The 18999-nt window shown below is 44.8% G+C and carries 18 protein-coding genes; 13 read left to right on the top strand and 5 right to left on the bottom strand.

Annotated elements, in window-relative coordinates:
• Positions 1-131 precede the first annotated feature (131 nt).
• Positions 132-1130 carry a DMT family transporter gene (locus tag KS2013_RS10800; RefSeq protein ID WP_068993707.1) on the top strand — a complete coding sequence of 333 codons (999 nt, stop codon included), beginning with the start codon at positions 132-134 and terminating at the stop codon, positions 1128-1130.
• Positions 1131-1175: 45 nt separating this feature from the next.
• Here KS2013_RS10800 and dsbD read toward each other — a convergent pair whose 3' ends face one another.
• Positions 1176-3020: a protein-disulfide reductase DsbD gene (gene dsbD, locus KS2013_RS10795; RefSeq protein WP_068993704.1), complete on the bottom strand. Its 1845-nt coding sequence runs from the start codon at positions 3018-3020 to the stop codon at positions 1176-1178.
• Between the two features lie 324 nt (positions 3021-3344).
• The gene (gene cutA / locus KS2013_RS10790) at positions 3345-3680 is read right to left on the bottom strand and encodes a divalent-cation tolerance protein CutA (protein ID WP_068993700.1); all 336 of its coding nucleotides are present in this window, start codon (positions 3678-3680) and stop codon (positions 3345-3347) included.
• A gap of 118 nt (positions 3681-3798) precedes the next feature.
• Here cutA and KS2013_RS10785 point away from each other — a divergent pair, with 118 nt between their 5' ends.
• From KS2013_RS10785 to KS2013_RS10770, 4 genes are all read left to right on the top strand, one after another.
• Positions 3799-4299 (top strand): FxsA family protein, encoded by a 501-nt coding sequence (locus KS2013_RS10785; protein WP_068993697.1) that lies wholly within the window; start codon positions 3799-3801, stop codon positions 4297-4299.
• Positions 4300-4423: 124 nt separating this feature from the next.
• Positions 4424-4714, top strand: a complete 291-nt coding sequence (gene groES / locus KS2013_RS10780; protein ID WP_068993694.1) for a co-chaperone GroES — start codon at positions 4424-4426, stop codon at positions 4712-4714.
• A 33-nt stretch (positions 4715-4747) separates the two neighbouring features.
• On the top strand, positions 4748-6394 hold the full coding sequence (gene groL, locus KS2013_RS10775; RefSeq protein ID WP_068993691.1) for a chaperonin GroEL: 1647 nt from the start codon (positions 4748-4750) through the stop codon (positions 6392-6394).
• A 274-nt stretch (positions 6395-6668) separates the two neighbouring features.
• Complete coding sequence (locus KS2013_RS10770; RefSeq protein ID WP_068993688.1) at positions 6669-7451, top strand: hypothetical protein; 783 nt, start codon at positions 6669-6671, stop codon at positions 7449-7451.
• An 8-nt stretch (positions 7452-7459) separates the two neighbouring features.
• Here KS2013_RS10770 and KS2013_RS10765 read toward each other — a convergent pair whose 3' ends face one another.
• Positions 7460-8830 (bottom strand): substrate-binding domain-containing protein, encoded by a 1371-nt coding sequence (locus KS2013_RS10765; RefSeq protein WP_068993685.1) that lies wholly within the window; start codon positions 8828-8830, stop codon positions 7460-7462.
• A gap of 153 nt (positions 8831-8983) precedes the next feature.
• Entirely contained in the window at positions 8984-9427 is a 444-nt protein-coding gene (locus KS2013_RS10760; protein ID WP_068993683.1) for a YiiD C-terminal domain-containing protein, read from the bottom strand.
• A 138-nt stretch (positions 9428-9565) separates the two neighbouring features.
• Here KS2013_RS10760 and KS2013_RS10755 point away from each other — a divergent pair, with 138 nt between their 5' ends.
• From KS2013_RS10755 to KS2013_RS10725, 7 genes are all read left to right on the top strand, one after another.
• Positions 9566-11281, top strand: a complete 1716-nt coding sequence (locus tag KS2013_RS10755) for a vWA domain-containing protein (protein WP_068993680.1) — start codon at positions 9566-9568, stop codon at positions 11279-11281.
• A 12-nt stretch (positions 11282-11293) separates the two neighbouring features.
• Positions 11294-11992: a sigma-70 family RNA polymerase sigma factor gene (locus tag KS2013_RS10750; RefSeq protein ID WP_228703674.1), complete on the top strand. Its 699-nt coding sequence runs from the start codon at positions 11294-11296 to the stop codon at positions 11990-11992.
• A complete protein-coding gene (locus KS2013_RS10745) occupies positions 11989-12882 on the top strand; it encodes a hypothetical protein (protein ID WP_068993677.1) in 894 nt (297 codons plus the stop codon). The genes KS2013_RS10750 and KS2013_RS10745 overlap by 4 nt, the downstream gene beginning before the upstream one ends.
• Positions 12883-13089: 207 nt before the next feature.
• Positions 13090-14262, top strand: coding sequence for a cytochrome c oxidase subunit II (gene coxB, locus KS2013_RS10740; protein ID WP_068993674.1), 1173 nt, complete (start codon positions 13090-13092; stop codon positions 14260-14262).
• Positions 14263-14264: 2 nt separating this feature from the next.
• Complete coding sequence (ctaD, locus tag KS2013_RS10735) at positions 14265-15824, top strand: cytochrome c oxidase subunit I (RefSeq protein WP_068993670.1); 1560 nt, start codon at positions 14265-14267, stop codon at positions 15822-15824.
• A gap of 61 nt (positions 15825-15885) precedes the next feature.
• Positions 15886-16443, top strand: a complete 558-nt coding sequence (locus KS2013_RS10730) for a cytochrome c oxidase assembly protein (protein ID WP_068993667.1) — start codon at positions 15886-15888, stop codon at positions 16441-16443.
• Between the two features lie 29 nt (positions 16444-16472).
• Positions 16473-17366, top strand: a complete 894-nt coding sequence (locus KS2013_RS10725; RefSeq protein WP_068993665.1) for a cytochrome c oxidase subunit 3 — start codon at positions 16473-16475, stop codon at positions 17364-17366.
• A gap of 67 nt (positions 17367-17433) precedes the next feature.
• Here the strand turns inward: KS2013_RS10725 and KS2013_RS10720 are convergent, their stop codons facing one another.
• A complete protein-coding gene (locus tag KS2013_RS10720) occupies positions 17434-18090 on the bottom strand; it encodes a Fe2+-dependent dioxygenase (RefSeq protein WP_068993663.1) in 657 nt (218 codons plus the stop codon).
• Positions 18091-18187: 97 nt separating this feature from the next.
• Between KS2013_RS10720 and KS2013_RS10715 the strand changes: the two genes are divergently transcribed.
• Positions 18188-18994 (top strand): hypothetical protein, encoded by an 807-nt coding sequence (locus tag KS2013_RS10715; protein ID WP_068993660.1) that lies wholly within the window; start codon positions 18188-18190, stop codon positions 18992-18994.
• Positions 18995-18999: the final 5 nt, after the last annotated feature.

Genomic DNA, 18999 nt, shown 5'->3' with positions numbered 1-18999 from the left:
CCTAAATGAATCCCTATGTGTTTTGAGGATTACTAAAAGTAATCATAACAATGAAAAAAGATCGTTTTTCTAATCTCAAATAGCCTCCTACAATGGCCATTCTTTAATCAATTTAACCTTGGAGGCAGGGCATGTACAAAAATATCCAGAAGCATTTCGCGATGATCGGTTTAATCTGTGCCATCGTCCTGTGGGCAGCTTCATTTGTTGCCATGAAGTATGCCATTGCTGAGTTTGGCCCTATTCTGACAGTATTTCTACGAATGATTTTAGCGGCTGCGGTGTTAATTTTCTTCTTGCCTCCTATGGCAAAAAAACAGCAGTACCAAAAAGGTGACTGGTGGTTGCTGCTATTACTGGCGTTATGCGAACCATGCCTTTACTTCATTTTTGAAAGCTATGCATTGACCTACACCACTGCTTCGGAAGCTGGCATGGTGACATCGCTACAACCAATCATCGTTGCTGTAGCGGCTTTTTATTTCCTAAAAGAAAAGCTCAACAGTCGTCTGATCGTCGGTTGTTTGATGGCTATGGCAGGCGTTATATGGTTAACCTTAAGTGGTGAAAGCTCGGAGCATGCTTCGAATCCTATGTTAGGTAATGCCCTCGAGTTTGGTGCGATCAGTGCGGCTGCGGCATACTGCCTGCTAGCTCGTAAATTATCGCAGCGTTATTCGCCAGTATTTTTGACGTTATTACAGATGATTATGGGTACGATATTTTTCCTGCCATTCTTATTGGTTCAAGAAGCTCCAATTCCTACCGATGTGTCTGCTGAGGCTGTAATGGCGATTTTGTTTCTAGCTTTCGGCGTCAATATTTTTGCCTTTACGTGCTATAACTTTGCCTTTAAAACCATGCCGGCGAGTCAGGTTGGGAGTTTAATGAACCTGTTGCCAATAGGGACCTTATTCTTTGGTTGGCTGGTACTGGATGAAAAACTGAGCGGTGTTCAGTATATGGCTGCAGGGCTGGTGTTATTAGGGGTTATCTGGTCACAGACGAAGCCTCGAAGTACGGTCTTTATTGAGCACTATGTGGTGCGTAAATCAATGCGCGAAAGAGCCAGACAAAGATTGAAACGGGGGTTCAGACTCTCCAGGTCGAAAGCTAAAGTTTCAAGCTAATAACATTATTAATAAAAAGCCCTGATCATCAGGGCTTTTTATGGTTTATTGTCCGAAGGCGGCATTGATTCGCTGTCTAAAGGCATCAGCTTCCTCGAAGCCGTTTGCTCTTAGTGAGCTGAGCTCAGTGCCGTTTTTGTCAAAGAACATAATGCTGGGCAATCCGAGGACATCGTAAGCCTGCATCAGCTCAATATCTATCGCGTCATTGTCAGTCACGTCAGCTTGTAACAATACGGTATTGTTAAGAGCTTCAATAACACCTGGATCGGTAAAAACCTTCTCCTCAAACTCGTAACAGGAAGCACACCACTCTGCGAACAAATCAAGCATAACCGTTTTACCCTGTGCATTAGCCGCTTCAACTTCCTGATTCAGATCACTAAGACTTTTGATGCGTTTAAATTCCAGGTGACCTGCTTGAACTGCACTTGCGGTAGTTTTGACCTGAGTGGTCTGCCCCAGCTTCTGTAAAGGCTGTAGCAGGTTTCGCTGGCCCTGAGAGCCACCGATGATGAGCAGGGCTCCATAAAGCATAGCAACCAGTCCAAGTCCTTTTATGAAGGTCTTCCAACCATTGTCCTTGAGCTGATTGTTGAACAGAAAAAAGCCCGGAATAATGGCCAGTAGTCCCCAGCCATACATGTAAATAGAACTTGGTAGCAAGTGTTTTACAAGGTATAGGGCGACACCCAGCATGGCAACACCAAAGGCAGCCTTAATACCAGTCATCCAAGGACCAGCCTTAGGTAAAAATTTACCTTCGGTAACACCGATGATAATCAGCGGAATTCCCATGCCAACACCCAGACCGTACAATGAAACTGCACCAAGAACTACGTCACCCGACTGGGCAATGACTAGCAGAATAGCAATTAGTGGCACCGTGACGCAGGGCGAGACGATAAGTGCTGAGATACCCCCCATGATAGCTGTGCCGACATAAGATCCTTTTTTCTGCTGATTACTTTTTTCCGAAAGTTTTGCCTGTAAACTTGACGGAAGCTGCAATTCATAAAAACCGAACATCGACAGTGACAGTAAAACGAATATTACCGCGGCCGTGATAACGACCCCGGGACTCTGGAAGTAGCCTGAGATAGATTGACCTGCCAGAGCTACGACTATACCTAGAATGGTATATACAATGGCCATGGCCTGAGTATAGGTCAGCGATAAGAAGAAGGCCTTGCGGGTGGTGATATTTTTCCCCTGACCTGCAATGATGCCCGAGATAATAGGAATCATAGGGAACACGCAGGGGGTAAAAGTCAGTGCCAGACCTAATAGCAGGAAGTATGAGAAATTCGATAACAGGCTTTCGGTAGTTAGGTACTCTGTGTGCTTTTGTTGTTCACTGACAAACAGTTCTTTGTTTTCAGTTGGTTGGACTGCCTGCGCTTTATCTGAAGATTCTTGTGCCGGATCATTTGATGCAATATTAACCGTATGATTAAGGGCTACATCAGTCGTAGTTGGAGGGTAGCACAATCTGTCTTCGGCACACCCCTGATAGCCAACGACTAACGTAAAATCACCGTCAGCCTGAATAATATCAACGGAAGCCTCTAAAAACTGATAATGGACCTGAGTCAGACCAAGGTATGGGTCATCTTTTTCTTTGCCTTCTGGAACGTAGAACTGTCCAAGCTGGGCATCGGGGCTGGAGACATTAAGACGCTCGGAGTACATGTAGTAGCCATCTGCAATGTCAAACTTAATCAGTGCTTTATCATCGACAATATCTACGCTGAGCTGGAATGCTTCTTCTACTGTAAGCAATTCTTCCTGATCGTTAAGGATACTGCTCAGATCGATAGGTTTTTGCGTTGCCTGTAGCAAGGTGGAGCTAAACAAAAACAACAACGTTGTCATTAATATCTTTTTCATTACGTAATTCAGCCTTGTATTGTCTACTTAAGACAGTTTAAACGAGTGATTGTTACAGTCTCTTCTCTGAATCCAAAAAAATTACCCCTGCTCTTCTAGAAATACTATGGCATCAGGCCCCTGGAGCATTACTAGAGTCGCCATCATACCAGCTTGGGTACAATTTTCAGCCATTACTGAGGATCAAGGATGTGGCTGCTTATACGGGAAGGCTGTTGCTTACTGTTACAGCAGCTTCAGAATAACACACAGCAGTATAAGACAGTTCTTACTATAAAGTATTAAGCTTAGCTGGACTCATGGTCTTTGGAAGCTGCGAATGCCTTATAAAGTACTTTTTAACCAGTCAAGATAGGCGGAAGAGGCCTGATCAATACCACAACTAATCAATTCGTAAACTTCATAAGGATGCTCTTCATCCAGGAGCTCGCCTAGACTGGCCATGAGGTCGGCTTCAGTTTTAATGACTAAAAGAGACTCTGGATCTTTTTCTATTTTATCCTGCCACTGGTAAACGCTGGTGATGGTTGGAATGATATTGACACAGGCAGCAAGAGAGCGTTCTACCATTTTCTCTGCCAGCATTTCTCCCGTCGCTTGATCGGGTACTGTGCAAAGCGCTATCTGGAACTCACGCTCCTGGGATTTATTAAAGGCCATCCAATTATCCTCAGTATGAACTTGTGTTTAACATCATTGTCCCCATTATAGAGGTATCATTGACAGAGTTCAGCCTGTAATCGTTTCAGGTTGTCTTCAATCAACAAATGGCACATTTATGTGGTTTAGAAATTTTCTGATTGTTCTGCTGTTAATTGCAATTGCAGAAATTTATGTCCTTATTGGCGTTGGAGGTGTGATCGGTACAGCACCAACCGTTTTCCTTGTCCTTCTGACAGGGGTTATCGGTATTTCAATGCTAAGACAGCAGGGGTTCAGTGTATTCGCACGGTTACAGGAGAAGATGCAGCAGGGCCAGCCACCGGCACAGGAGATGGTCGAAGGCGTATTATTGATTATTGCCGGCGCTTTCTTGATAACTCCTGGCTTCATAACAGATATCATCGGTTTTTTATGGTTAATCCCTCAGACCAGGGTCTACTTCGCCAGATTGCTGATTAAAAAAGGGACGTTTAAAGTCCAGGGAGTGAGCTCCAGTACTTTTCATCAAAGTGATAGAGGACCTTATGGTTATCCTAAGCAGCCCGAGGACGACAATACCATTGATGGTGAGTACGAGCGAACTGATGAAAAGAATCATGATCGGCTAGAGAAATAAGTCATTAAAGTCAAAAAAGTTAAAAAATTAGCACTTTCCCCCCTTGAGTGCTAAAAAAATGACCCCATATCTTCCCCAAACATTTTTCGTAGTAAGTAAAAAACTTTCTATTAGGAGAAAAAACATGAGCTTACGTCCATTACATGACCGCGTCATTGTGCGTCGTTTAGAAGAAGAAACTACAACTGCTGGCGGTATCGTCATCCCAGACAACGCTAAAGAAAAACCAAGTCGTGGCGAAATCATCGCTGTTGGCAACGGTAAGCCGTTGGATTCTGGCGATGTTCGTGCCCTGGATGTAAAAGTTGGCGATAAAGTATTGTTCGGCAAATTCGCTGGTACAGAAGTTAAAGCTGATGGCGAAGAGCTTCTAGTATTACGCGAAGACGACATTATGGCTGTTATTGAAGGCTAATAAGAACACATTCAACGAATTTAGAGGAATTTAATCATGGCAAAAGACGTACGTTTTGGTGATGAAGCCCGAAAAGGTATGCTGAAAGGCGTAAATACGCTGGCAAATGCAGTACGCGTTACATTAGGTCCTAAAGGTCGTAACGTGGTTCTGGACAAGTCATTTGGCGCTCCAACTATCACAAAAGATGGTGTTTCCGTCGCGAAAGAAATCGAACTTGAAGATAAGTTTGAGAACATGGGCGCACAGATGGTTAAAGAAGTGGCGTCGCAGACAAACGATATCGCTGGTGACGGTACAACTACTGCTACAGTACTTGCCCAATCTATCGTTAACGAAGGTTTGAAATCAGTTGCGGCTGGTATGAACCCAATGGATCTTAAGCGTGGTATCGACAAAGCTGTTATCGCGGCAGTTGAAGAGCTGAAAAATGTATCAGTTCCATGTGAAGATCAAAAAGCGATTTCACAGGTTGGTACAATCTCTGCTAACTCTGACGAGAACGTCGGTAAAATCATTGCTGAAGCAATGGAAAAAGTTGGCAAAGAAGGCGTTATCACAGTTGAAGAAGGTTCTGGTCTACACAACGAACTAGACGTTGTAGAAGGTATGCAGTTTGACCGCGGTTACCTTTCTCCATACTTCGTAACAGATACAGAAAGTATGACGGCTGATCTTGAAAACCCATACTTGCTATTGGTTGACAAGAAGATCTCGAATATCCGCGAGTTGCTTCCAACATTAGAAGCGGTTGCTAAATCAAGCCGTCCTCTATTGATTGTTGCTGAAGACGTTGAAGGCGAAGCATTGGCAACGTTAGTAGTAAACAACATGCGCGGCATTGTTAAAGTAGCAGCAGTTAAGGCTCCTGGTTTCGGTGACCGTCGTAAAGCAATGTTAGAAGATATTGCTATCCTGACTGGCGCTACTGTTATCTCTGAAGACCTTGGCATGAGCCTTGAGAACACAGAGCTAGCTCAGTTGGGTGAAGCGAAGCGTGTTCAAATCAGCAAAGACAACACAACAGTGATTGACGGTGCTGGCGACAAAGCTCAGATCGACGCTCGCGTGAAGCAGATTCGTGCGCAGATGGAAGAAACCTCTTCTGACTATGACAAAGAAAAACTTCAAGAGCGTGTAGCAAAACTAGCTGGTGGTGTTGCCGTAATCAAAGTAGGCGCAGCAACAGAAGTTGAGATGAAAGAGAAGAAAGACCGTGTTGACGATGCACTGCACGCGACTCGCGCAGCAGTTGAAGAAGGTGTTGTTGCTGGCGGTGGTACTGCCTTGGTACGTGTTCTTTCTAAACTGGAAGACTTACGTGGCGATAACGAAGAGCAAAACGTTGGTATTAAAATTGCTCTACGTGCAATGGAATCTCCACTACGTCAAATCGTTGCTAACGCTGGTGCTGAGCCTGCAGTTATTGTTGCTAAAGTTAAAGAAGGCGAAGGTAACTTCGGCTATAACGCAGCAACCGGTGAGTTTGGTGACGTGATGGAAATGGGTATTCTTGACCCAGCGAAAGTAACGCGTAGCGCGTTACAGAACGCAGCTTCTATCGCAGCACTAATGATCACTACGGAAGCGATGGTATCTGATCTACCTAAGAAAGACGAGCCTGCTGCTCCAGATATGGGCGGTATGGGTGGTATGGGTGGCATGCCAGGTATGATGTAATTTAACTTGTTACTTTGCTTCAGATCGAGGCAAATTAACTGCGTTAAATAATTATAAAGAGCCTCGCGATAGCGGGGCTTTTTTGTGTCCACTGCATAATTTTTCTATCAATTTTATTCGTTGAGTTATGCATGAAGAGCGGTGATAAGGTTTTAGAGACAGCTGGCATTCTTGTACCAAAAGTGTGTATATTAGGTGTAACAATAACGTTGATTAATAAAACAACGGAATATAGCTGACAATAAGGGGTCGTCAGCTCATAAAGGAGGGAATGATGGCGAGTTCTTATAGCCAGCGACAGATACAATATCAGTATCGCTTAATGTCACCTATGGGCGTTTATCCGAAGTCTACGATTTCAGTAGATGAAGCCACACTGTTTGTGGATGATGATCTGGTTGTGCTGTCCTCGACCGATGACCTGGACGGTGTGGAAATTTACGTCAAAGCCTCAATACTAATCTCCAATCAACAATTAAGCGACAATCTACGTTTTTATGCATTCCCTTATCTCCATCAGCTGGACTCAGAAATAAAGTCTTCAGTTGATATGGTGACGATAAAGTCTGATATCCAGATGAAAAGAAAGCAGCACTTCCGCAGTAAAGGTGGCACGGTTCCTGAGTTTGACTGGTATGAAAACGCAAAGGGAGCATCACTGCCTCCGATATTGGGTGGAGCACCTTATCATTGGCTGCAAACTGATATTGATGAGAGCATTATCAGGAACCTCTATAATCGGTTAAAGCAGCAGCGATGCTCAAGATTAAGAGCGGCCTTAACGGCGTTGGTCGGTTCTAATCAAATGAGCTGTCATTTTCAGTTTCACCAGCAAGCCGTAGGCTTGTTATTAGACGCGCTAAGACTAGCGCAGGAAGTAGAGGGGTTACATTTAGATAGAGCTCAAATCAAAACTATCCTGTCACAGTTAGGGGATAGCGCTGATGATTATTTGATTTCCCGCCAACAAATGGCACAAAAGGTTGGTCCAATAGACTATCACCGGTTATTTGTACAAACCTGTACCCAGTTCAGAAAGTATTTATTGGACCAATAAGGTATTACTTATCTTGTAATCCAAATTTCAACGCGTTGATTTTTTGCTTTACCGTTGCTCGTGCTATTCGATGCAATGGCACCTCGGCTACCATAGCCTTGAGTATAAAATGGATTAACCCCCCGCTGCTTAAGTAAGTCAGTAATGTGATCTGCTAGCTGTTCCGATTGTTCTTTATCTTTCGATTTATTGCCGCTGTCTGCACTGAACCCAAAGACAAATAAATTTTTCAGTCGCCTGTTCTTTACGTATGCGGTCAGGCGTTGAATATCACGTTTAGCTTTATTGTCTAACTCCAGATTCTGATCAAAATGAAATGTAATGGACAATCGTTTCAGGCCCCTGATCATATTGAGGTATCGCGGTGGGTAATTTCGATTAAACCTGACCGTAGCATCATTCACTTTGAGAGAAATAAGGTTATTATCTTCAACCGTGGTTTGAGCCTTGTTATTCAGAACGAAGTCCATGAATGCTTTGGCATGAGGGTTGGTGTTATTGCTCGGGTGATAGAGATAAAGACGACGGCTCAGTACATAGTCTTCTGTGCTTACCGTAAAGCGGTTGGGCTTAAACGAGAGTGCGACCCCGGGTTCTGATACCGCAACAGTTTTGGCATCATTTACATAAGGTAGTGCAACGAATCCTATAGCACCAAAAGTAGAGCTCACCTGTTCCGATAGCTCACCGGAGGATTCATATCGTTTGGCAAACTGAGACAGCTTAACTTTATGTCGTTTTAAGACAAGTGATTTAAAGGTGTCGTAGGTGCCTGATTTATCATCACGGGCAAAAACAGAGATGGGCTGGTTGCTTCCGCCAAGTTGTTGCCAGTTTGTGACTTCTCCAGAAAAGATCATGGCTAGTTCTTTGGTCGTAAGCTGCTTAATATTGAGTTCGGGATGGATGATGACGGCAAGTCCATCGACTGCAATCGTGTATTCATTCTCCATTGAGCGTAAGTCACCATATAACTTCTTGAGGTTTTGACGCTCTTTTTCTTTAACTCGACGTGAGGCCATGGCAATGTCAGTGTCTTTCTCAGCTAAAGCGTTAAAGCCTGTTGAGGAGCCGTGAGCCTTGATATCAATTGCCTGTATTTTTCCATTGGCCATAAAACCCACGACCATTTTTTCCACGGTATGCGTTTCTATAATGAGTGTTTGTGTAGCACCCTGTTCAGTGAGGAATTGCGCGGCTAATGCGGGAGCCAGTTTCTCGCCGATTGTATTCGATCCTTTCATGGTAAAAAGGACATCGGCTGATGATAAAACCCGGGAATCTTCTTGGCTCAACTGAACATTTTCTGCAAGTGAAGAGGTTGTTAGAAGCCATAAAAAAATGGCCGTGAATAAACGACTAGTGGTGCTGGGAGTCATAAGGATGACCTCTATAGGGCAATTTATTTTTATCAGGATTAGGCGCCAATTATAAGGAGTGCTTAGGAACCAAGTGTGACATTTTTATGACAGCTATCCATGCTTTATAGATAGAGGCTTCCAACTGTTAAGCCCAGCATATCTAGTCAGAAATTAATGACCGACCAGAGCAAAGTTTGCATTCAAAATGGCTTTTGTTTCACTGTCTTCATTGAGATGAATGGCAAGGTTTATGCGTGCCCGATTTTTTCTCTGAAATGAACGGATGAATTGTTCAATCAATTGCTCATCATCTATAGAGCACTCAGCGACAATTTTACCATTGATCGGTTTCTTATATTGAATGTCTGCCTTAGCCAGAACTACTGAGCCACTCAGCTGATTATTGGCAGCGATACTATTAACCAGCGACCAGCCTGCAATAGTGGCAACAGTGTAGATGCTGCCAGCGAAGGCAGTATTATGTATGTTCTTATTGGTTTCAAAAGGCGCAGTAACCTGAATCGATTGCGCTGTTAAATTGGCGATATGTATTTCAAGTGCTTTGGTGATCGGAATTTCTCGATGCACCAAGGCTTCAAGCTGTTGCGGGTTCATAGTTGTAAACGGCTGCCTTCGTTAATTATTGCCACTCTATCAATTTTTAAAAAAAAGTTAACCCTTTTTAGGTATGACCACGTTTATAGAGTCAGAAACCATGTTGGTAGAGATTTCATCATTAAAGCGGAGTGGACCATGAAACAAGAAAAAAAGAGTTCTTTTAAATACGCACTATTGGCAACTATGGTTGCTACAAGCTTAACGGCCTGCCAGAACTCGGGCTCTCAGAATGAATACGATAAGCAGAAGGCTGAAAAGCAACGTAAAGAGCAGCAGCTTGCCAAAAAAAAAGTCAGGATGGCTGAAGAAGCTGAAATGATTCAAGTTACTGGTGCCAGAGTGAAACGTAGCTCTGCTGATTTTGCACCACAAGCAATGATCAGCAGTCCCGCGCCAGCTTATGAACCTCCGGTTAATCGTGAGCAGTATCAGAAAATTGAGCCATCGGATATTCATTCGACAATGGAGCAGCCAGTATCCACCTTCAGTATTGATGTAGATACCGGCTCTTACTCGAATGTAAGGCGAATGCTGAACGACGGTTATTTACCACCAGAGGATGCGGTACGTTTAGAAGAGTTTGTGAACTACTTTAACTATGACTACCCAACCCCTGAGAGAAAAGATATGCCGTTTTCGGTGTCGACAGAAGTCATGAATGCGCCCTGGAATAAAAACGCAAAGTTGATGCAGATAGGAATCAAGGGATACGAAGAAATGAGTCAAGAGCTACCACCTTCCAACCTGGTGTTTCTGGTCGATGTGTCGGGCTCAATGCAAAGTCCGGACAAATTAGGGCTGGTAAAGAAGGCATTAAAGCTTCTGGCAAAGGGCAGCCGAGAGCAGGATAGCATTTCTCTGGTCGTTTATGCCGGTGCATCGGGTGTGGTACTTGAACCGACAGCGGCAAACGACAGAGTGAAAATAGAGCAGGCTCTGGATAGCCTGACTGCTGGTGGCTCGACCAATGGCGGTGCAGGAATTGAGCTGGCTTACAAAATGGCGGAGCGGGCATTTATTAAAGATGGCATTAACCGCGTAATTTTGGCAACCGATGGTGACTTTAATGTGGGCACAGTCAACCGCGAGCAGCTGATTGATATAGTTGAGCGTAAAAGGAAGACAGGAGTGAGCTTCAGTGCCCTCGGGTTTGGCAGGGGGAACTACAATGAGCACCTGATGGAACAGTTGGCCGATAAAGGAAATGGTAATTATGGCTATATTGATAATCTGCAGGAAGCAAAAAAACTATTAGTCGATCAGCGCGCAGGTACATTAATGACCATCGCCAAAGACGTAAAAATACAGGTGGAGTTTAATCCTGCAGTGATTGCTGAATACCGCTTGCTGGGTTATCAGAACCGCATGTTAGAACGGGAAGATTTTAATAACGATAAGGTGGATGCTGGGGAAATTGGTGCAGGTCATACCGTAACTGCTTTATATGAGGTGGTACTGCAAGACTCGGACGGTAAGCGACTGGAGCCGCTACGTTATGGCTCTAAGGAAACTTCCAGTAAAGAAAGCAAATTAGATGAAGCTGCAATGATTAGTTTGCGCTATAAACTGCCAGAGTCGGACACCAGTACTCTATACCGAAACTATCTTACTTCCAGCCAGTTAAAAGCAGCAGATGGTGGCGACAATATACGCTTTGCCGCCAGTGTTGCAGGATTTGCACAGCTACTGCGTGGCGGTCAGTTTTTACAGGACTGGGGCTGGGAAGATGCAAAAGCACTGGCTCAGGATGCCAAGGGCATGGACGAAAACGGGTATCGGGGTGAAATGCTTCAGCTAATAGGGCTTGCGCAGCTATTGGACGACCGTCCAGCGGCCGGTGGCAGTCAGTAAGCGGAGGCCATTTTGTTGAAGACGCTTGCACAAACGAATGGGAGAGGTCAGTATAAAACCGTTAATGACAGTTTATATGTGAAGGCAACCCCAGTGAGAGACAGTGCAGGCGACAGTGGAAACATGAAGGATACTGCCATCAGTGATGAGGCGCTGATGGCAGGCTATGCATCAGGAAATATCAAAGCTTTCGAAAAACTGTATTTGCGGCATAAAGATCCATTATTAAGATTTTTTTTACGTCAGGTCAGTCGCCGTGATGAAGCCGAAGAACTGTTTCAGGATACCTGGCAGCGCTTAATCAAGCATAGCAAGGCTTATAAGAGCAGCGCCAAATTCACAACCTATTTGTATCATATTGCCCGAAATCGTCTTATCGACCATTATCGAGCGTTAGGCAGACAGCAGGAGTTCACTCAGGACTTTGATGGGTGGGAGGACGATAACAGTAGTCAGATACCGATCGAACCAGAGCATTTAGTACAACAGGAAGAGCATAAGCACCAGTTTTTACATGCTTTGGAACAATTGCCAGCGCTTCAGCGTGAAGTCGTTATCATGAAATTGGAAACAGGCATGACAGTTAATGATATAGCTGAGGTGGTACAGGAAAAGCCAGAAGCAGTCAAAAGTCGATTACGCTATGGACTGGATAAATTGAAACACTATTTACGCGAGCTTAACCCGTCAGTGGTTGAGGGGGCGTCATGAGTAATAAGATGAACGAGCAAGACCGAGACAAAAACATAGGCCGAGCTTATAAGAATGCCAGCAATGAAACGACAACGTCAGAGCTGGATGATTCGATTATGGCCATGGCTCAGGAAGAGGTAGAGGTGCAGGATGCTGGCGACAAAAGTTGGTGGCAACGACTGCGGATGCCTGTGTCAATTGCTGCCTCTCTGCTAGTAACGGTTGGTATTGCTCGTTTTATGGTTGAGCTGGGGTATTACAGCCCTGACTCGATTGCCAGTAGTGAAAACCAGGTGGAGGTGATGGCATATGCGGAGGAGGTTAGTGCTGAGCATGCGCCGATGAAACCTGATGCTCCTACACCGTCTAAACACGCTGAACTAGCGGCAAAAGCAAAAGAAAGCGCGGATGCAGCTCAGGTTAGTGCTGCACGTATTGCCGTTGAAGAAAAACGCATTATGAGCCAGCGTCAAGAGCAGGAAAGGCATGAGGCTGAAGCTGAAATGCAAATGGTGCAAAAGAAATCAATCGAACAAAAGCCGGTGGAATCGGAACCAAGTGCGATTCAATCTAAGGCAGAAGATTCGGCTTTGGCTGATTTTGCACAGGAGACATCTGAGGTGGAGACCATTGTGGTCACAGGCTCTCGAATTAAACGAACTGAGCTTGAAACCGAAGCAAAAGATGATGCTAATCATTTAGGTACCTTAAAGGAAGGCAGTGGGACTGGTAACCAGATTTCCGCCCCAGCTCCCGTTCTAAGCGCTGAAGAGTGGCTTGAAGAGATCAGGCTGGCACTAGAGGCAGAGGATTTGGAAGCTGCCAGGGCTAAATGGTCGGATTTTAAACAATACTATCCGGACTATGACGTTGATAAGTCCTTGAAGGATCGTCTTGAAGCACTCTAAACACTGAAAATCTGGCTTTTAGTGTCAGGATTTATTGCAGATCACCTAGTTTTTCTGAGTTTACTCAAGTAAAATGGCGACCCTAAAAATTTGACCCAGGTCATTGCAAGGCTGTTTCGTTGGTGAAACGGGCCTTTTAATGTCTGGGATGTTTTGTTTAATAATAAGTTCCGCCTAGGCGGGTAAATATTAAGTGGAGAGAAGAGCATGTCATTGTTCCGCAAATTGGCTTTGATTGTTGCCTCGTTCTCAGCATTATTGTTGAGTGGCTGTGGTGGCGATTTAAAGTACAACATGCGTGAAGGTGTGACCGAGATTAGTAGAGAAGTCTACGACCTGCACATGATTGTAATTTGGGTCTGTGTAGTTATCGGTATTATCACTTTCGGCGCAATGTTCTATTCGATGTTCGCGCATCGTAAAAGTAAGAATCCAAACCCAGCTAAATTTTCGCACAGTACAACTGTGGAAATTATCTGGACTGTGATTCCTTTTATCATCCTTATTGCGCTTGCCGTTCCGGCTGTAGGCCTGTTAATCAAAATGGAAGATGCCAGTAACTCTGAGCTGACTGTGATGGTTAAAGGTTATCAGTGGAAATGGGAATACAAGTACATCGATGGTGATGACAACCTAGGAAATGACGTTAGTTTCTTCTCGAACCTGGACCAAAAATCACGTGATTTATCCGTGAACTCTGGTTCTGGCTTCTCTGGTACAGAAATTACTGATGAAAACTACCTGTTGGAAGTGGATAACCCGCTAGTTATTCCAGTTGATACAAAGGTACGTTTCTTAGTTACTGCTGATGACGTTATCCACTCGTTCTGGGTACCAGATTTCTCAGTTAAAAAAGATGCAGTTCCAGGCTTCATTAATGAAGTATGGACAAAAGTTGACGAGCCGGGTACTTACCGCGGTGTGTGTGCTGAGCTTTGTGGTAAAGACCACGGCTTCATGCCTATCGTCGTAAAAGTACTTCCTCAAGCAGAATATGACGCTTGGTACGCAGAGAAAGTGGCTGAAGCAGAAGCTGGTCCTGATCTGAATGAGCGTACTATGAGTCAATTAATGGCAGAGGGTGAAGCCGCATACAACAAGTACTGTGCGTCTTGTCACATGCCTAACGGTGAGGGTAATGGTCCATTCCCATCGCTGGTTGGTACTGAAGTCGTTACTGGCGAAGGCAGCATGGCTAAGCACATTGATATCGTAATAAACGGTGTTTCTGGTACAGCAATGCAGGCGTTTGGTAACCAGCTAACTGAAGCTGAAATCGCAGCGATTATTACTTATGAGCGTAACGCTTGGGGTAATGACACTGGTGAGAAAGTTCAGCCTCAGGAAATTCACGACATTAAAAATGGTGGAGGGGAGTAATCATGGCTGACCATAAACCAAAAGGTATTTCTCGCTGGTTGTTTACGACCAACCACAAGGACATCGGTACTATGTACCTGGTGTTCTCGTTCATCATGTTCTTGATTGGTGGTGGCATGGCTATGGTTATCCGTGCCGAGCTTTTCCAACCAGGCTTGCAGTTTGTTGAACCAAACTTCTTTAACCAGATGACTACATTGCATGGTTTAATCATGGTATTTGGTGCCGTGATGCCTGCAACTGTTGGTTTGGCTAACTGGTTGATTCCTATGATGATTGGTGCGCCTGATATGGCTCTACCACGTATGAACAACTGGAGCTTCTGGATCCTTCCAGCAGCCTTTGGCTTGTTGCTTTCATCATTATTCATGGAAGGTGGTGCTCCTAACTTCGGTTGGACGTTCTATGCGCCTCTTTCTACGACCTATGGTCCTCCATCGACTGACTTCTTTATCTTTGGTGTTCACTTGATGGGTATCTCATCCATCATGGGTGCTATTAACGTAATCGTAACGGTGTTCAACATGCGCGCACCGGGCATGACGTTGATGAAGATGCCTCTTTTCGTATGGACCTGGTTGATTACTGCATTCTTGCTTGTCATGGTTATGCCGGTACTTGCGGGCGCGGTTACAATGATGTTGACTGACCGTCACTTCGGCACGTCGTTCTTCGACGCGGCAGGTGGTGGTGATCCAGTATTATTCCAGCACGTATTCTGGTTCTTCGGTCACCCAGAAGTTTACATCATGATCTTACCAGCGTTCGGTATTGCTTCGGCGATTATCCCGACTTTCGCTCGTAAGAAACTGTTTGGTTATTCTTCAATGGTTTACGCGACGGCGTCAATTGCATTCCTATCGTTCATCGTATGGGCTCACCACATGTTTACAGTGGGTATGCCGGTACAGGGTGAATTGTTCTTTATGATTGCAACCATGCTGATTGCAGTTCCAACCGGTGTGAAAGTATTCAACTGGGTTGCGACCATGTGGCAGGGTTCGATCACATATGAAACACCAATGCTTTATGCTCTGGCATTCGTGATTCTGTTCACTATCGGTGGTTTCTCTGGCGTAATGTTGGCGATGACTCCGGTTGACTGGCAGTACCACGATACGTATTTCGTTGTGGCACACTTCCACTATGTATTATTCCCGGGTGCAATTTTCGGTACGATGGCTGCGGTTTACTACTGGTTACCTAAGTGGACTGGACGTATGTATGACGAGAAGCTGGCGAAAGTACACTTCTGGTTATCAATCGTATTTGTTAACTTGACGTTCTTCCCAATGCACTTCTCTGGTCTTGCGGGCATGCAGCGTCGAGTTCCTGACTATGCGATCATGTACTCAGACTTCAACATGTGGTCGAGTATCGGTGCATTCGGTCTTGGTTTAATGCAGCTTCTATTTGCTTGGATCCTGATTAAGGCATGTATCCTTAAGAAAGGTGAGAAGGCGACTGACCAAGTATGGGAAGGTGCTGAAGGTCTTGAGTTTACTCACATGCCTTCACCAGCGCCGTATCACTCGTTCGATACGCCGCCTAAGATCGACTAATTGGAACTTGAACAGCAAGTTTTTAAGAAAAGTTGCTAAGACGTAACAGAGGTTAAAAGCGATGAGCCAAGAGCAAGTAAAAAATGAAAACAAAATTATGACTAAGAAATTAGTCGTAGTGGTCGTTATCATGGTTGCTTTTGGCTTTGCTATGGTTCCTTTGTACGACGTTTTTTGTCAGATTACTGGGCTTAACGGTAAGTCCAATGGTCTGGCGGTCTATGAAGAGCAGGAAGCGGACATGAGTCGCGAAATTACTGTTCAGTTCATGACCATTAATAAAACGGATATGCCGTGGGATTTCCGTCCAGTGAAAACTGAGGTTAGAGTTCACCCCGGCAAAGAGTATGAAGTCTATTTTGAAGTAAAAAATCATACGGGTAATAAAATGGTGGGGCAGGCTATCCCTAGCTTCTCTCCAAATTTAACGGCTCAGTACTTTAATAAAACTGAGTGCTTCTGCTTTAATCAGCAGACGCTGGCCGCTGGGCAAAGCGAAGAAATGCCGATGCGTTTCTTTATCGATAAAGATATTCCGGCGCGTTACGATACCATCACGTTAGCCTATACTTTGCATAACGTGACCCCAGATGATGAATCATTAGCAGCCGCTGAGTAGCTGGCGACGTCTTTAACGGAGACATTAATATGAGTGAACAACAAAATACAGAATACGAAAAGTATTATGTACCAGAGCAGAGCAAGCTGCCGTTTATCGGCTCAATTGGTCTGTTATTAACAGCATTCGGTGCTGGTCATATGGTTCAAGGCAATTACCCTGAAGGTTATATCCTATACTTGGGATTGATTGTTTTGACCGGGATGCTATACACGTGGTGGTCGGCGACTATCCGTGAATCGCATGATGGTTTATATAGCGCACAAATGAGCCGTTCATTCCGTCAAGGTATGATCTGGTTCATTACATCAGAAGTGATGTTCTTCGCTGCCTTCTTCGGCGCATTATTCTATGGCCGTGTATTGGTTATGGAGTGGTTAGGCGGTGCGGGTAACAATGCTGCGACCCATGAGTATCTATACCCAGAGTGGATCCCGGGCTGGCCATTCACCTCTAACCCAGGTGAGTTGGACAACGGTTATCCTACAACATGGGAAGCTATGGGAGCTTGGGGCTTGCCTGCGATTAATACGGCAATCCTGTTATTCTCGTCTTTCACATTGACCATTGCTCACCACGCATTACTCGAAAAAAATCGTCCTACGTTGATCCTTTTTACTGCTATCACAGCTGCGCTAGGTTGTATCTTCTTAGGCCTGCAGGTTTGGGAGTATATGCACGCCTATCAGGAAATGGGCTTAACGCTAGGCAGTGGTTTCTATGGTTCAACATTCTTTATGTTGACAGGCTTCCACGGTATGCACGTGACGGTCGGTACAATCTTCTTGATTGTGATGACGCTACGTTGTGCCAAAGGCCACTTCACGCCAAAAGATCACTTCGCTTATGAAGCAGGTGCCTGGTACTGGCACTTTGTCGACGTGGTTTGGGTATTCCTATTTATCTTTGTTTATATCCTATAAGCAGCGATTCTGGAAACACTTTAAAAAAACCGCCTTCGGGCGGTTTTTTATGCTGGCTGGCTTGAGTTTATTCAGCCCAATGCCGAAGAAGGTTATTATAAGTTTTGCTCAGCCTATCGTATTGGGTAGTTTTGCCACGTTGCTCAAACTCTTCGGACATGGAGCACTTCAAATCGAACAACATCTCCCGTTGCTGACTGTCGCGTATATGACTCTGGATCCAGCCAACCATAGCGAGACGTTCTCCAGTTTTCACAGGGTTTACCCGGTGGAGGTAATGGCTGGGGTAGAGTAAAAGCTCGCCTTGTCCGAGTTTCCAACTACGCTCTCCCGTCGTATCCTCCAGAACAAGCTCGCCTCCTTCGAAGTTATCAGAAGGTGTCAGTCCAAGGGTAAAAGAAATGTCTGTGCGGGTATGTCCCATTAGGGCGTCGTCGACGTGCAAGCCATACTCCATCCCGGACTGATAACGATTAACCATAATATTGGTATATGACCGCGGTAGAGCTGCAGATTGTACCAGGTTATTTTGTTGGAGATGGTTGAGCAACAGTCGGAGCGCAGCTGGTTGCTCTCCTTCTAGTCGAAGTTGCTGGTTTCGTTTAACTTCCTTAGCGGCTCGTCCGGCGGTTTCTAAACCATCTAAAAAGTCATACTTTTTGATGGTCTCGACGATGGCCTCCAGTGTGCCACCTTCGATAGCGTGCTCGATATGTAAAATCATGAGTTTTAGTCAGTCCTTACCGATTTTATTATTGAGAATTATTCGCATTTGTGAAATCATAGCCAGTATAGCAACTTTATTGAAATAAGGTAATTTGATGTTTGAGAAACGTAAAGTTTGGGCAGGTGTAGGCTCTGCCTTAATCGCTACGAGTGTCGCAGCGCAGCCCAGCGATAATTTGACAGTAACCCCGGTCACTTCGACTGTTGTAAGCTTTTCTTCGATGGGCGAAGGAGAAGGTGGTGAAGGTGAGGGTGAAGGTAGCGCTAAGGTTGATTTACGTACCGATAACTCTGCCTATCTGGCTCGTTTAGGACTAATTCGTGGTCATCTATGGGTCGGAATGAAATTATATCGAGAAGGTCATCTGGCCATGGCAAAAACTCATATGAAACATCCAGAGGATGAGTTATATGCAGGTCTGGCACCGGTATTTAAAGCTCGCGGTGTCGAAGGTTTTGCTGATGAGCTAAGCGTATTAGCCGATGCTGTAAATAATGAGGAAGGTGATAAGGCTGTCGAGTCTGCCTATCGACACTTAGTAGCGGCAATATCAAAAAGTGAACAGATGGAAGATCGTACAGCGAAAGAGGCTCTGCTGAGTATCAGTCAAATGATTCGCACTGCGGCTGACGAGTATGCTATTGGCGTAAAGTCAGGAGAAGTAGTGAATGTTCATGAGTATCAGGATGCCTACGGATTCACTGAAATTGCAATACAGCGGCTTGAACAATTAAGTGATGAACAGAAAATGCAGGCTGCTTCTGATATTGAGTCGACCAAGAACTGGTTGATGGAACTGAGAAGCTTGTGGCCAACAGTTGATCCGAAAGGTAATGTGGAAGGTGATGCAAAGCATTTATACGGTGCTTCAGCACGTATTGAGCTAGCTGCGCTTAATTAGTCAGT

It is taken from the genome of Kangiella sediminilitoris (assembly GCF_001708405.1).
Classification (GTDB): domain Bacteria; phylum Pseudomonadota; class Gammaproteobacteria; order Enterobacterales; family Kangiellaceae; genus Kangiella; species Kangiella sediminilitoris.
The sequence above is the reverse complement of the archived record's forward strand: the minus strand, read 5'-3'. Positions and strand labels throughout refer to the sequence as shown.

Bases quoted from the DNA above. Each gene is read 5' to 3' on its own strand.
- dsbD (WP_068993704.1), bottom strand. From the start codon at position 3,020: ATGAAAAAGATATTAATGACAACGTTGTTGTTTTTGTTTAGCTCCACC.
- ctaD (WP_068993670.1), top strand. From the start codon at position 14,265: ATGGCTGACCATAAACCAAAAGGTATTTCTCGCTGGTTGTTTACGACC.
- KS2013_RS10785 (WP_068993697.1), top strand. From the start codon at position 3,799: ATGTGGTTTAGAAATTTTCTGATTGTTCTGCTGTTAATTGCAATTGCA.
- coxB (WP_068993674.1), top strand. From the start codon at position 13,090: ATGTCATTGTTCCGCAAATTGGCTTTGATTGTTGCCTCGTTCTCAGCA.
- KS2013_RS10745 (WP_068993677.1), top strand. From the start codon at position 11,989: ATGAGTAATAAGATGAACGAGCAAGACCGAGACAAAAACATAGGCCGA.
- cutA (WP_068993700.1), bottom strand. From the start codon at position 3,680: ATGGCCTTTAATAAATCCCAGGAGCGTGAGTTCCAGATAGCGCTTTGC.
- KS2013_RS10800 (WP_068993707.1), top strand. From the start codon at position 132: ATGTACAAAAATATCCAGAAGCATTTCGCGATGATCGGTTTAATCTGT.
- groES (WP_068993694.1), top strand. From the start codon at position 4,424: ATGAGCTTACGTCCATTACATGACCGCGTCATTGTGCGTCGTTTAGAA.
- KS2013_RS10730 (WP_068993667.1), top strand. From the start codon at position 15,886: ATGAGCCAAGAGCAAGTAAAAAATGAAAACAAAATTATGACTAAGAAA.
- KS2013_RS10720 (WP_068993663.1), bottom strand. From the start codon at position 18,090: ATGATTTTACATATCGAGCACGCTATCGAAGGTGGCACACTGGAGGCC.
- KS2013_RS10755 (WP_068993680.1), top strand. From the start codon at position 9,566: ATGAAACAAGAAAAAAAGAGTTCTTTTAAATACGCACTATTGGCAACT.
- KS2013_RS10725 (WP_068993665.1), top strand. From the start codon at position 16,473: ATGAGTGAACAACAAAATACAGAATACGAAAAGTATTATGTACCAGAG.
- KS2013_RS10760 (WP_068993683.1), bottom strand. From the start codon at position 9,427: ATGAACCCGCAACAGCTTGAAGCCTTGGTGCATCGAGAAATTCCGATC.
- KS2013_RS10770 (WP_068993688.1), top strand. From the start codon at position 6,669: ATGGCGAGTTCTTATAGCCAGCGACAGATACAATATCAGTATCGCTTA.
- KS2013_RS10715 (WP_068993660.1), top strand. From the start codon at position 18,188: ATGTTTGAGAAACGTAAAGTTTGGGCAGGTGTAGGCTCTGCCTTAATC.
- KS2013_RS10765 (WP_068993685.1), bottom strand. From the start codon at position 8,830: ATGACTCCCAGCACCACTAGTCGTTTATTCACGGCCATTTTTTTATGG.